Below are 12654 nucleotides of genomic sequence, written 5' to 3'. Positions count from 1 at the left end.
TCAGGCCCGGCCCGCCGCGTACGACTCCAGCCGGGCGAGCTGCACCGGGTCCAGTGAGGGGCGGACCCGGTCGCGGGCGGTCGCCACGTGCGCGGCGGTGACCGTGCTGGCGCTCAGCGACTCCCGCATGGCGGCCAGGGCCGCCTCCCGCACCAGCGCCGTGCAGTCGGCGGCGGAGAACCCCGCCAACTCGGTGCCGAGCGCGCCCAGGTCGACGTCGGGGGCGAGCGGTACGTCCCGGGCCGCGGCCCGGAGGATCTCCGCGCGCGCCGGTCCGTCCGGCGGCGGCACGTAGACCAGGCGTTCCAGTCGCCCGGGGCGCAGCAGCGCCGGGTCGACAAGTTCCGGCCGGTTGGTCGCGCCGACCACGACCACGTTGCGCAGCGCCTCCACCCCGTCCAGTTCGGTGAGCAGCGCGGCCACCACCCGGTCGGTCGTGCCCCCGTCGGTGGACTGCCCGCGTACCGGCGCCAGCGCGTCCACCTCGTCCAGGAAGACCAGGGTGGGCGCGGCCTCGCGGGCGCGGCGGAACAGCTCGCGGACCGCCCGCTCGCTCTCCCCGACCCACTTGGAGAGCAGCTCGGCGCCCTTCACCGACAGCACGTTCGCCCGCCCGGAGCCGGCCAGCGCGGTCACCAGGTAGGTCTTGCCGCAGCCGGGCGGGCCGTAGAGCAGCACCCCGCGCGGCGGCGTCACGCCCAGCCGGGCGAACGTGTCCGGATAGGTCAGTGGCCAGAGCACCGACTCGGTGAGCGTCTGCTTGACCTCGTGCAGCCCGCCCACGTCGTCGAGCGTCACCGACGCCAGCTCCAGCGTGGACGCGGACATCGTGGTCGGCCGCACCACCTCCAACGCCGCGGTGAAGTCGGCCATCGCGACGGTGGGCGTCTCGACGGTCTTCTGCCGCAACGCGGCGCGCACCCCGGCCTCCCGCACCAGCGCCGCCAGGTCCGCCGCGACGAAACCGGGGGTACGCGCGGCCACCTCGTCCAGCCGGACGTCACCGGCCAGCGGCACCTGCCGGGTGAGCACCGTCAACTGTTCCCGACGCAGGGCCGGGTCGGGCAGCGGCACGGTGATCCGCAGACCGAGCAGGTCGGGGCCGCGCAGCGCCGGGTCCACCGCCTCCGGGCGACCACTGGTGCAGACCACCGCCGCGCCGGCCCGCAGCGTCTCGGCGACCACCTGCCGGAACACGGTGGCCAGCGGGCCGGGATCGTCGGCCGGGACGATCGCCTCCACGTCGGTGACCAGCAGCACGGCGGGGCCGCCGGCGCGTACCGCCGAGGCCGCCTCGCGTAGTCGGCCGGCCGCAGCGTCGTCGGTGAGCGCGGCCAGCTCCGGCGCCCACAGCGGGCGGATGCCCGCGCCGACCCGGGCGGCGACCGCGCGTACGAGCGCCGACTTGCCCGAACCGGCCGGCCCTTCGACAAGCACCCCGAGGGAGACCGTGGTGCCGAGCCGGCCCAGCACCTCCCGGTGGTGGAAGCCCAGGTCCAGCAGTTCGGTCAGCTCCTCGGCCTGGGCCCGCAGACCCGGCAGCTCGTCCACGTCCGGGGCGTCCTCCGGGCCGAGCAGCCCGTCGGCCCGTTCCGCCCCGGGCGGAGTGGCGGTGCGCGTCGGGTGGTGCGGGTCGGACGTCGGGCGGTGCGGCCCGGCGGACGGGCCGGAGCCGCGGGTCGCCGGCCCGTGCTCCCACCCCACCACCGTGTCCATGGTGACAAGCGCGCCGGTGGCCGGCTCGGCCGACTCGACGGTGAGCAGGGTGCTGGTCCAGGCGTACCCGACGGAACTGGCGAGGCTGCGCCGCGCGGCCTCGACCAGGCCGCGTACGGCGGCGTCCGGGAGCACGTCCTGCGGCAGCAGCGAAACATCGTCCCCGGCGGTGACCACCTTGCCCAGCAGCGCGAGCCGCAACATCTCCGGTGGGACCGCGGCGACCACCGCGGCCGGGCCGGACAGCGTGAGCCGGCGGGCCGCGGTGGCGGGCAGCGGGCTCACCGTGACCTGGCCGCCGGCTCGCAGGCCGAGGTTGCCGAGCAGCAGGTCGTCGGCGTGCAGCAGGGTGCCGCTGGTGGCCGGGTCGGCGGCGACCGCGATGCCGGCGGTCACCCGCCGGCCGACCAGCCGCACCGGGTCGCCGGGCCGCAGGGCCAACGCGGCGAGCACCTCGGGGTGCAGGCGCACCACGCCACGACGGGCATCCAGCGCGGCCGGCCGCAGCGTCGCAGTCAGGGTCAGGTCGGGTTCCGCCACCCGACGAACAGTAGCCGCCGGCACCACGTGCGGGGCTGCCGGCACCACGTCGTGCCCGGTCAGCTCGGGGCGGGGCCGTCCAGCAGCGAAGGATCGCGCCTGATCATCTCGGCCAGCCGGGCCGCCGGATCGGACTCCACCGGTTCCTGCCCGGGGTCGGGCACCGTCTTGACCGACATGGGCCACGCCGGTGGGGGCGTCGGCGTGGCCACCGGCCCCACCGTCACCGTCGCCCCCGACCAGGAGATCCGCATCGGGTACGCCTGGTCGCCCACCTCCACCCGCAACGTCACGGCGATGCCCGGGTGCTCGGCCACCACCCGCCGGACCGCTGCGGCGACCTCCTCGACCGGGTTCCGCCGGGTCGGCTCCACCCCGCCCCGCAGCCGGTGGGCGCCGTGCGCCGCCCGGCCGTCATCCGGCTCGTGTCCGGGCGTGTCCATCCCGGCCACGTCGCCTGTGGTGTCTCCCCGGCGGCGCAGCGCATCCTCGCGCCGAGCCATCCGGGCCAGTGTCTCGTCCAGGTCACCTCGCATCGTTTCCACCCCTCCAAGACAACGGACCCCATCGATGGCCGGTTCAGCCGTCCCGCCCTCGTGTCCTGGTGGCCCGGTCCAGGGCCCGGTCCAGGACGACAAGCAGGGCGTCCCGTACCGAGAGGCGGTCCCGGGCGTCGAACTGCACCAGCGGCACGTGCTCGGCGATGGCCAGCGCCCAGCGGATCGACGGCAGGTCGAGGGAGAGCCGCCCGTCGAAGGCGTTCACACCCACCGCGAACGGCAGCCCGGCCCGTTCGAAGAAGTCGATGGCCGGGTAGCAGTCGTCGAGGCGGGCGCTGTCCACCACCACGAGCGCGCCGAGGGCGCCCCGGGCCAGGTCGTCCCACATGAAGCCGAAGCGGGACTGCCCGGGCGTACCGAAGAGGTAGAGCTTGAGGCTGCGGTCGATGGTCACGCAGCCGAAATCCATGGCCACGGTGGTGGTGGTCTTCCCGGCCACCCCGCCCGGGTCGTCGATGCCGATCCCGACCGTGGTCATCTCGGCCTCGGTGGTCAGCGGCGCGATCTCGGAGATCGCACCCACCGTGGTGGTCTTGCCCACCCCGAACCCGCCGGCGATGAGGATCTTCACCGGGATCGGCGGGCGGCGTGCGGGCGCCTGGCTGACGATCGGGGCCGGCTCGGCGGGTGGTGCGCCGGGCGGCCGGTACGGCAGCGGCGGTGGGGCCGGTGGGGGCGGCGTGGCCCGGCCGATCAGCGGAGCCGGGCCGCCGTAGCGGGTGGGTGCGCTGTTCGCGGCCGGCCCGCTCAGGCCTGCCCCGGGCCATTCAGGAGATCGCACGAAGTCCATCAATCACTCGCAGGATGAGATCGGGATCGAGGGCGTCGTCGATGTCGGCGACGTGCACGTCGAGGTGGCCGGCGGCGCGAAGGTCGCCGACAAGGACCCGGGTCACCCCGAACTGCATGCGGGTCCGGGCGGAGATCTCAGCGACCGAGACCGGCTCGGCGCAGATCGCCACGATCGCCGCCAGTTCCGGGGCCATGCGGGCGGTCACCGACCACGAGGTGCTGCCCGGGCGGGCGGTCACCTGGGTCTCCAGTCCGATCGCGGGGTCGCCCTCGACCCGTCCGGCGGTCAGCACGAACGGGCGGGGGCCGATCGCCTCCCCGTGGTCCACCGCTTCCGGCTCCGGACGCGGAGCGGACGCGTGCAGGAAGGGCCGGATCCGGACCCCCGGCTCCGGCTCCGCGTCCCCGCCGGTGGCCCCCGGGATCATTGCTGGACGGCGTTCTTCAGCTCGGCGATCAGGCGCGGAGTCAGGGCGCCGCCGGCGCGGCCGGCGAAGAGCGTCATCTCGTACGCCACGGTGCCCAGGTTCGCGGTGCGGTCGGCGACCACACCGAGGACCGAGCCGCTGCTGATCGCGCTGATCAGGAGGTAACCCTCGGCCATGTCGACGATCACCCGGTTCAGCGCGCCCAGCGCGTACCAGCTCGCCGCGCCCCCGGCGAGGCTGGTCATGCCGGAGACCACGGCGGCGAGCCGTTCCGCGTTCGACCGGTCCTTGATCGCCGACATCGCCATCAGCAGCCCGTCGGAGGACACCGCGATCGCTTCCACCACCCCCGCCGTGCTGGAGGTGAACGAGTCGAGCAGCCAGTTGAAGGTGCGTGCCTCGGGGCTGAGGTCGCCGTTGGCGCTCTGTTCCACGTTTTCGTGCAGGAAGGGGCTGGTCACCGTGTCGGGTCCTCTTCGTAGCGGTGGTCGGGACTGACTTCACGCAGAGCCCGGGCGACACCCGCCTCGAACTCGGTGATGAGGTTGCGGACCTCGGCCGGGTCGCCGGGGTCGGAGCTGGTCGGCGGGCCGGACTGCGCCGGCGGGGCGCTCAGGTTCGCCCCGGGTACCCGACGGTTGAGCCGGGGCCGGTCCGCCGCACCGGGGGCGGCCGGGGGCGCGTCGTCCTCCGCCCGGCGTACCCCGTCCTGGAACGCCTCGACGAGCGCACGGACGGTGGCCGGGTCGGCGGGGACGCCGATCAGCGGCGCCGGCCCGGCCGGGCCGGGCATCGGGGCGGACGGCAGGTTCGCGCCGGGCACCCGCTGCCGGATCGGCGACCGGGTCACCGGCTGGGAGACCGGCGTGCTGACCGGGACGACCGGGACGGCTGCCGGCGTGTGCCCGGCGTGCACGGGCACGGATCCGGGCGGGACCGGTGCCGGCCGGTCCGTCGGCGACGCGGTCGGTGCCGGCCGGCGGGCGGGCGGAGCGGCCGGGGTGGGCCGGCCGGCCGGCGGTGTGGTCGGGCGCGGCGGGTGGCCTTCGGCGTGCCTCGGCGCGGAGGGCGGGCCGGTGGGCGGTGCGCCCGCCGGCCCGCGGTGCGGGCTGCCGGTCGGCGGGGTCGCGGGCCGGCGGGGGGTGAGCGCCGGTCGGCCGGGCGACGTCGGGGAGCCGGTCGTCGGCCCGGCGGCCGGGGGAGCGACCGTGGCCAGGCCGACGACCGGTGTCGGCGGGGTGGGGTGGTACGGACCGGACGGTTCCGGGGCGTCGTCCGGGCCACCGAACGCGTTCCACGGGTTTCCGCTGGTCATGCTGCGTGTGGCCCGGGTGAGCAGGTCCGCGTCGAAGCCGGCCGGCGGTTCGGCGACCACCGGCTCGGTCGGCTGCTCACCGGCCGGCACGGCGGCCCGCGCGACGGTCACGTCGGCGCGCTCCGCCCGCCGGATCACGAGCGAGGTGGCCGGCACCTCCACGTCCGCCGTGACGCCGCCGCCCGAGGTCGGGGCCAGCCGGACGGTCCAGCCGTGCCGGCGGGCGAGCCGGCCGACCACGAAGAGCCCGAGCACCTCGGTGGGGGCGAGGTCGAGCCGCTCCCGCCGGTTGAACCGGGCGTTCTCCTCGGCCATGCGTTCCGCGGTGAGGCCGATGCCGTGGTCGACAACGGTCAGCCGGGCGCCGGTGCCGGTCAGCTCGCCGGAGACCAGCACGCGGGTGTGCGGCGGGGAGAACGAGGTCGCGTTCTCCATCAGCTCGGCCAAGGCCAGCACCAGGTCTCCGGCGATGGCGGGGGACGCCGACACCCCGGGCGGCACCTCCACGTCGACGCGCGTGTAGTCCTCGATCTCGCCGAGCGCGAGCCGGACCACGTCGGACAGCGGCACCGGCGCGACGTGACCGTCCGAGCCGGTGGCGCCGGAGAGCACCACCAGGCTGCCCGCGTTACGGCGCAGCCGGCTGGAAATGTGGTCGAGCCGGTAGAGGTGCTCCAGGCGACCCGGGTCGGTCTCCTGCCGTTCCAGCCGGTCGATCAGCGCGATCTGGCGGCCGACCAGGTTCTGCGTACGCCTGCCGACGTGGCCGAACATCTGTGCCACGTTGCGCCGGCCGGCCACCTGCCGCTCGACCAGCCGGGCGGCGGTGTGCTGCACCCGGTCGAACGCGCGGGCCAGGTCACCGATCTCGTCCTGGGCGTCGATCTCCAGCGGGTCCAGGCGTACCGGGGGCACGGCTTCGGACTCGTCGTCGGCCACCCGGGTCAGCTCGGCCTCGGTGACCCGGGCCACCCGCTCGGCGGACCGGGTGAGCCGGCTCAGCGGCCGGGCCACCGTGCGGGCCACCGTCATGCTCAGCAACACCACGACCAGCAGGATCGCCGCCGCGGTCAGGGTGACCAGCCACGCGGCGGTCAGGGCGTCGCGTTCCCGGGCGCGGGTCTCGGCGATGACGTCCGCGACCACCTTCTTCTCCACGAACTGGCCCAGCGTGATCATGGATCGGGCCGAGGGGAAGAGCACGTCCAGCGGGACCGGCGCGATCGCCGCGTCCGGGTCGCGGAGGCTGTCCACGAGGAACGTCGGGCTGGTCCGCGCGGCGACGGCCGCGTCGTCCAGCTCGGCCACCTGCAACTGCTCCGGCGTGATCAGTTTGCGGAACCGCCGGTTGTCGACGTTGAGCGCCGACATGCAGGCCACGAAGGACCGGGCCACCAGTGGATCACCGGTCGCCTTGACCAGCACGATCTGCGTGGTGCACGAACTCAGCGCCTCGTCGACGCGCAGCAACGCGTCCAGGGCGAGCACCTGCCGCCCGGCGGCGGTGTCGGTGTCCACCTGGAACGGCAGCCGCAGCGAGTCGATCAGCGCGGTGTGCACCTCCGCGTACGTGGTCAGGATCTTCGCCGGGGTGGCCCGGCGGGAGAGGGTGGCGGTGCGGATGCCGGCGAGCGGGCGTACCCGGTCGAGGGCCTCGCGGACCGTCCTCGGCAGCGGCTCGGTACGCAGGTCGGCGGCCCGGTCGTCGACGGTCGCCTGCTTCTGGACCAGTTCGGTGCGGGTCACCCGCCCCAGCAGCAGGCCGACGGAGAGCAGGCGTTCCTGCTGGAGGTCCTGGATCAGGCTGCCGATGCGGCTGGCGATCCGGACGGTTTCGGCGGTGTCGGCGGCCCGCCCGGCGGCGGCCACCCGGTCGATCACGACCGGCACGGCCAACCCCACCATGCTGAGCAGCGGGATGATCACCAGCAGGGCGAGCTTGCCCCGGATCCGCAGCCTATCGAGCAGCATCGAACGGCCTCCACCGCTCAGGGTCGCCCGGGCCCACGGCGACGGACGGGTGGTTGGTGTCCCGGACGGGCACCGTCGGCTCGGAGTGCACCGACGGTGCCGGTCCGCCCTCCGCCGGTCTTGGCCTCCCGCCGGTGCCGCGGCGGCGGGCCGTGGTGATGTGCAGTGCGGCGAGCCCGCCGAGCAGCACGACCGCCACCGCGGTCGCGACTTGGCCGAGCAGCCGGTCGCGGTCGAGTGCGTCCAACCGTCTCTCCAGCAGCGCGTCGAGCTGGTTGAGGATGACCGTGCGGAGCTGCTTGGCGGCGCTCTGCGCGGCGAGGCCGGTGCGGGTGAGCTGCTCCGTGCTCGGCGTGGATCGGCCGCCGCCGGGCGTGGAGAAGGCGGCGAACGTCTCCAGGGAGCGCTGGTAGGTGTCCAGCGGGGTGAGCACGTTGGCCCCCAGATCGGTGCTTTCCGAGCTGTCGACCGCGGAGCGCAGGTCGGCGACCAGGTCGGTGGCGGGGCCGAGCGCCTTGACCCGCAGCTCGGCCAGTTCCGCGCCGGTCCTGACTCGCTCGGCGGCGGGGCGCTTGGCGGACAGGCGGGCCAGGTCGACGAGGCGGCTGGCCAGCACCGTCGCGGTGGGCAGGTCGCCGCCGATGCCGTCCTGGAGGAAGTAGGAGTCGGGGCTGGGGTCACGGACCAGGCCGGAGCTTTCCCGCACCTTGCGGTAGAGGGCCAGGAGCAGGTCGGACGCCTCGCCGTAGGCCCGGTAGGCCGCCTCGGGGTCGGCGAGTCCGCGGTCCGGCAGTGCCTCCAGCTTCGCCCGCAGCCCGGCCCAGCGTTCGTGGCTGCGCAGTTCGTCCCCGACGGCGTTGTCCACCTCGGCGACGCCCTGGATCGCGGTGGTGAGCGCCGTCGGGGAGGCGGTCCCCTCGGCGACCGCGATGGCCTGGGCCTCCACCAGGGCGTCGGTGACCGGGCCGAGGGCGCGCAGGTAGCGGACCCCGAGCTGTTCCCGGGTGGCCAGCTCGTGATCGGCGGCGGTGGCGCTGTCGGCCTGGGCGAAGAGCAGCCCGATCGGGGCGAGCAGCGCGAGCACAAGCAGCAGGGGCGGGACGAGACCCGGTACGGCGGGCCGCCGACGGACCCGCGGCGCGGGAACGGTCATGTGTGTCTCCTCCGGCGACGGCGAGGATCTTCGGTGCTCCGGGAGGTCGCCGTACGCAGTCCCGTGCACCGGACCGGAAAATTAGCGGAAGCCGAGGTGGGTGGAACCTCGGTCGATGAGTCGGCTTCACGTCACTTCGCCCCAGGTCACCGACGGTCATATCGCTTTGCACGCAGCGTCCGATCGAGTGGCCGAGAAGCGGCATCGACGATGGTTTAGCCAGAAGATGTGAATTCACGTGATCCGAATTAGTCGCGCTGGGATGCTCTGGACCTTTGGCGTACGACGTACCACAGGCACCGAACGGCGCAACCGGACGGACGTACGGCGGATCTCAGCGAATGCTCAGCCGACGCGCCGTACCGTGTGCCGCATGAGATCAACCGCCGCGCGGCTCCGGCGCGCCCTGGCCGGTTCCCCGCGCCGGATCGTCGCCGTCGTGGCGGTGGTCGTCCTGCTCGCCGCCGCCCTGGTCTGGGTGGCTCGTCCGGACAGCTCCGGCTTCCGTACCGAGGCGGCGCTGGTGACCGTCCGCTCCGGGCCGACCGGCGACGAGCCGGTCGACCTGGACACCACGCTCTACCTGCCCGACGGCGCCTCGGCGGCGAACCGGGTGCCGGCGGTGCTGCTGGCACACGGCTTCGGCGGCACCAAGGACTCGGTCCGCGCCGACGCCGAGGACCTGGTCGCCCGTGGGTACGCGGTGCTCGCCTGGACCGCGCGTGGCTTCGGCCGCAGCGGCGGCCAGATCCACCTGGACAGCCCCGACCACGAGGTACGCGACGCGCAGCGGCTGCTGGACCGCCTCGCCGCCCGCCCGGACATCCGCCTCGACGCGCCGGGCGATCCCCGGGTCGGCGTCGTCGGCGGCTCCTACGGCGGCGGCCTCGCCCTGCTGCTGGCCGCGCAGGACCAGCGGGTCGACGCGATCGTCCCGATGATCACCTGGAACGACCTGTCCCGGGCGTTCCTGCCGGAGAGCACCGGGCAGGCGCCCACCGCGGGCGTGTTCAAGAAGGGCTGGGCGGGCATCTTCTTCGGCGGCGGCGGGAGCGCCGGCTCCGGCCCGGCCGGCCTGTCCGGCGCCACCGCGGCCGCGCCGGAGGGCGCCCCGGAGTCCGCCGGACCGCCGAGCCCGCAGCCGGGCGCCGGACCGGGCACCGGTTCCGGACGCGTCCCGGGCGGCGCGGCCGACCCGTCCTGCGGTCGCTTCGCCGCCGACGTGTGCGCCGCGTACCTGCGCATCGCCACCACCGGCCGGGCCGACGCGGCGGCGGACGAGCTGCTGCGCCGGTCGTCGCCGGCCCCCGTGCTGGGCCGGATCAAGGCGCCGACCCTGCTGGTGCAGGGCGAGGCGGACACGCTGTTCCCGCTGGCCGAGGCGGACGCCAACGCCCGCGGCATCGCCGCCGCCGGCACGCCGGTGCGGGTCGCCTGGTTCACCGGCGGCCACGACGGCGGCTCCGGGCCCACCTCCGACTCCGACCGGGTGAGGTTCCTGACCGCGCAGTGGCTCGACCACTACGTCGCCGGTGACGGGCCGGCACCCGGGGACACCTTCACGTTCTCCCGCATCGCCGGGTTCGACGCGCTCGACCGGGGCCTGGTGGCCACCGGCTTCCGTACCGACGACTATCCGGGGCTGAGCGGGCAGGACCGCCGGGAGGTGGCGCTCGCCGGCCCGCCCCAGCCGGTCGCCGTACCGCCGAACGGCAACCCGGCGGCGATCTCCTCGGTGCCGTTCGCGGGCGCGCTCGGCTCGCTGCTGGACGGCGTGGCCGGTGACATCCCCGGCCAGCACGCCCGCTTCGAGTCGGCGCCGCTCGATGACGCGGTCGACGTCGTGGGCGCGCCGACCGTGCGGATCAAGGCCGCCTCCCCGACCGGCGAGGCGGTGCTGTTCGTCAAGCTCTACGACGTCGACCCGCAGGGCGCGGCCACGCTGCCGTCCGGCCTGGTCGCACCGGTTCGCCTGACGGGCCTGCCGCGCAGCGTCGACGCGGCCACCCCGGTCACCGTCACGCTGCCGGGGATCGTCCGGCGGGTCGAGGCCGGGCACCGGCTGCGGCTCGTGGTGGCGACGTCGGACCAGGCGTACGCCACGCCGGCCGAGCCCGCCGTGCACACCGTGGCGCTGGGCGGGGGAGCGCTGACGCTGCCCACTGTCGACGCCACCCCGATCCCCACCACGGCCGCGGTGTGGCGCTGGGTGCTGGCCGGCCTGCTGGCCGCGATCGTGCTCGGGCTCGTCGTGGTCGTGCTGGTCACCCGCCGCCGGCACCGCCGCCAGGACAACTCCGTGCACCCGGAGTACGCGGGCGTCCCGCTCGCCGTGCGCAACCTGCGCAAGGAGTACGCGGACGGCTTCGTCGCGGTGTCCGACGTGGACTTCGAGGTGCACCCCGGGCAGGTGGTCGGTCTGCTCGGGCCGAACGGGGCGGGCAAGACCACGACGCTGCGGGTGCTGATGGGGCTGACCCAGCCGACCGCCGGGGAGATCTACGTCTTCGGTCACCGGTTGGTGCCCGGCTCGCCGGTGCTGTCCCGGATCGGCGCGCTGGTCGAGGGGCCGGGCTTCCTGCCGCACCTGTCCGGCCTGGACAACCTCAAGGCGTACTGGCGGGCCACCGGGCGACCGTGGGAGGACGCGCACTTCGACGCGGCGTTGGAGATCGCCGGCCTGGGCGACTCGGTGCACCGGCGGACGAAGAAGTACAGCCACGGCATGCGCCAGCGGCTGGCCATCGCCCAGGCCATGCTCGGCCTGCCGGAGCTGCTGGTGCTCGACGAGCCGACGGACGGGCTGGACCCGCCGCAGATCGCCGAGATGCGCCGGGTGTTGCAGCGCTATGCCACCGCCGGCCGCGCGGTGCTGGTCTCCAGTCACCTGCTGGCCGAGGTGGAGCAGACGTGCACGCACGCGGTGGTGGTGAACAAAGGGCGGATCGTCGCGTCCGGCCCGGTCGATGAGATCGTCGGCGAGTCGCCGAGTGTGCTGTTCGAGGTCAGCGACCCGGACGCGGCACGTGCGGTGCTGGACGGGCTCGGCGGTGTCCGGGTGCTGCCCGACGCCGACGGCGGGCTGGTCGTGGACACCAACGGCACCGCCCGCAGCGAGGTGGTGGCCGAGCTGGTCCGGGCCGGCATCGGGGTGGACCGGGTGGTGCCCCGGCGCCGCCTGGAGGACGCGTTCCTCGCCCTGGTGGGCGAGAACTCTCGGGGAAGCGGGGACCGGTGATGGCGGGTTCGTCGGTGACATCGACGTCGGGTGGCGGCACGTCCGGCGCCGCCGGGGGGCAGCCGTCGTCCGGCGGGGCGGCGGCCGGTTACCGGCCGTCGGCGACCCTGCCGTTCGGCGCGGAGTTCCGGCGGCAGGCGTCGCGGCGGCGTACCCAGCTCGCGCTGGGGTTCATGGTGCTGCTGCCGTTGATCATCCTGGTGGCGTTCCAGTTCGACTCCGGCGGCGACGACCGCGACGGGCGCGGCGAGTTCGCCAGCCTGGCCGACCTGGCCACCTCGGGCGGGCTCAACTTCACCCTGTTCTCCATCCTGGTCTCGGCGTCGTTCCTGCTGGTCGTGGTGGTGGCGTTGTGCTGCGGTGACACGGTGGCCAGCGAGGCGAGTTGGGGCAGCCTGCGCTACCTGCTGGCGGTGCCGGTGCCCCGGGCCCGGTTGCTGGCGGTGAAGCTGGTGGTCGCGCTCGCGTACTCCGGACTGGCGTTGCTGCTGCTGGCGGGCACCGCGTTGCTGGCCGGCACGCTGCGGTACGGCTGGAAGCCGCTGAGCAGCCAGGTGTCCGCCGAGTTGGCCCCGGCCGACGGGTTGCTGCGGCTGCTCGGGGTGCTCGGCTACCTGGCGGTGGTGCTGCTGGTGGTGGCCGGGCTGGCGTTCCTGCTGTCGGTGACCACGGATGCGGCGCTCGGCGCGGTCGGCGGGGCGGTGCTGCTGTGGATCCTGTCCAGCATCCTGGACCAGATCACCGCGCTGGGCGGGCTGCGTTCGCTGCTGCCGACGCACTACAGCAGCGCCTGGCTGGGGTTGTTGTCCACACCGATGCAGACCGACGACGTCGTCAAGGGTGCGATCTCGGCGATCGTCTACGCCACGCTGTTCTGGAGCCTGGCGTTCTGGCGCTTCACCCGCAAGGACATCACCAGCTGAGGGTGGGCGGCACCGCGG

General features: G+C 74.8%; 9 protein-coding genes. 2 read left to right on the top strand and 7 right to left on the bottom strand.

From position 1 onward, the window contains the following. From ACLQ2X_RS14270 to ACLQ2X_RS14240, 7 genes are read right to left on the bottom strand one after another with little or no spacing between them, the layout of a single operon-like run. Nucleotides 1–2256, bottom strand: coding sequence for an AAA family ATPase (locus tag ACLQ2X_RS14270; RefSeq protein ID WP_425681482.1), 2256 nt, complete (start codon nt 2254–2256; stop codon nt 1–3). 59 nt (nt 2257–2315) lie between these two features. Beyond that, nucleotides 2316–2792 carry a hypothetical protein gene (locus ACLQ2X_RS14265; RefSeq protein WP_425681481.1) on the bottom strand — a complete coding sequence of 159 codons (477 nt, stop codon included), beginning with the start codon at nt 2790–2792 and terminating at the stop codon, nt 2316–2318. 43 nt (nt 2793–2835) lie between these two features. Further along, entirely contained in the window at nt 2836–3606 is a 771-nt protein-coding gene (locus ACLQ2X_RS14260) for a GTP-binding protein (RefSeq protein ID WP_425681480.1), read from the bottom strand. Then, entirely contained in the window at nt 3584–4036 is a 453-nt protein-coding gene (locus ACLQ2X_RS14255) for a DUF742 domain-containing protein (protein WP_425681479.1), read from the bottom strand. The genes ACLQ2X_RS14260 and ACLQ2X_RS14255 overlap by 23 nt, the downstream gene beginning before the upstream one ends. Then, nucleotides 4033–4497, bottom strand: coding sequence for a roadblock/LC7 domain-containing protein (locus ACLQ2X_RS14250; protein WP_425681478.1), 465 nt, complete (start codon nt 4495–4497; stop codon nt 4033–4035). Before ACLQ2X_RS14250 ends, ACLQ2X_RS14255 begins: the two co-directional genes overlap by 4 nt. Continuing rightward, on the bottom strand, nt 4494–7322 hold the full coding sequence (locus ACLQ2X_RS14245) for a nitrate- and nitrite sensing domain-containing protein (RefSeq protein WP_425681477.1): 2829 nt from the start codon (nt 7320–7322) through the stop codon (nt 4494–4496). Before ACLQ2X_RS14245 ends, ACLQ2X_RS14250 begins: the two co-directional genes overlap by 4 nt. Beyond that, entirely contained in the window at nt 7309–8475 is a 1167-nt protein-coding gene (locus ACLQ2X_RS14240; RefSeq protein ID WP_425681476.1) for a hypothetical protein, read from the bottom strand. Before ACLQ2X_RS14240 ends, ACLQ2X_RS14245 begins: the two co-directional genes overlap by 14 nt. Nucleotides 8476–8848: 373 nt before the next feature. On the opposite strand from ACLQ2X_RS14240, the gene ACLQ2X_RS14235 reads away from it, so the two are divergent. Together ACLQ2X_RS14235 and ACLQ2X_RS14230 are read left to right on the top strand one after the other, a co-directional pair. Continuing rightward, a complete protein-coding gene (locus ACLQ2X_RS14235) occupies nt 8849–11713 on the top strand; it encodes an alpha/beta fold hydrolase (protein WP_425681475.1) in 2865 nt (954 codons plus the stop codon). Next, nucleotides 11713–12636 carry an ABC transporter permease gene (locus tag ACLQ2X_RS14230; RefSeq protein ID WP_425681474.1) on the top strand — a complete coding sequence of 308 codons (924 nt, stop codon included), beginning with the start codon at nt 11713–11715 and terminating at the stop codon, nt 12634–12636. The genes ACLQ2X_RS14235 and ACLQ2X_RS14230 overlap by 1 nt, the downstream gene beginning before the upstream one ends. The last annotated feature ends 18 nt before the right edge of the window (nt 12637–12654 follow it).

Origin of the sequence: Micromonospora sp. DT31 (genome assembly GCF_049841795.1) — a bacterium.
Taxonomy (GTDB): domain Bacteria; phylum Actinomycetota; class Actinomycetes; order Mycobacteriales; family Micromonosporaceae; genus Micromonospora.
The sequence above is the reverse complement of the archived record's forward strand: the minus strand, read 5'-3'. Positions and strand labels throughout refer to the sequence as shown.

Excerpts from the sequence above, each read along its gene's own strand:
- ACLQ2X_RS14265 (WP_425681481.1), bottom strand. The coding sequence starts at position 2,792 with ATGCGAGGTGACCTGGACGAGACACTGGCCCGGATGGCTCGGCGCGAG.
- ACLQ2X_RS14240 (WP_425681476.1), bottom strand. The coding sequence starts at position 8,475 with ATGACCGTTCCCGCGCCGCGGGTCCGTCGGCGGCCCGCCGTACCGGGT.
- ACLQ2X_RS14235 (WP_425681475.1), top strand. The coding sequence starts at position 8,849 with ATGAGATCAACCGCCGCGCGGCTCCGGCGCGCCCTGGCCGGTTCCCCG.
- ACLQ2X_RS14260 (WP_425681480.1), bottom strand. The coding sequence starts at position 3,606 with ATGGACTTCGTGCGATCTCCTGAATGGCCCGGGGCAGGCCTGAGCGGG.
- ACLQ2X_RS14245 (WP_425681477.1), bottom strand. The coding sequence starts at position 7,322 with ATGCTGCTCGATAGGCTGCGGATCCGGGGCAAGCTCGCCCTGCTGGTG.
- ACLQ2X_RS14255 (WP_425681479.1), bottom strand. The coding sequence starts at position 4,036 with ATGATCCCGGGGGCCACCGGCGGGGACGCGGAGCCGGAGCCGGGGGTC.
- ACLQ2X_RS14230 (WP_425681474.1), top strand. The coding sequence starts at position 11,713 with ATGGCGGGTTCGTCGGTGACATCGACGTCGGGTGGCGGCACGTCCGGC.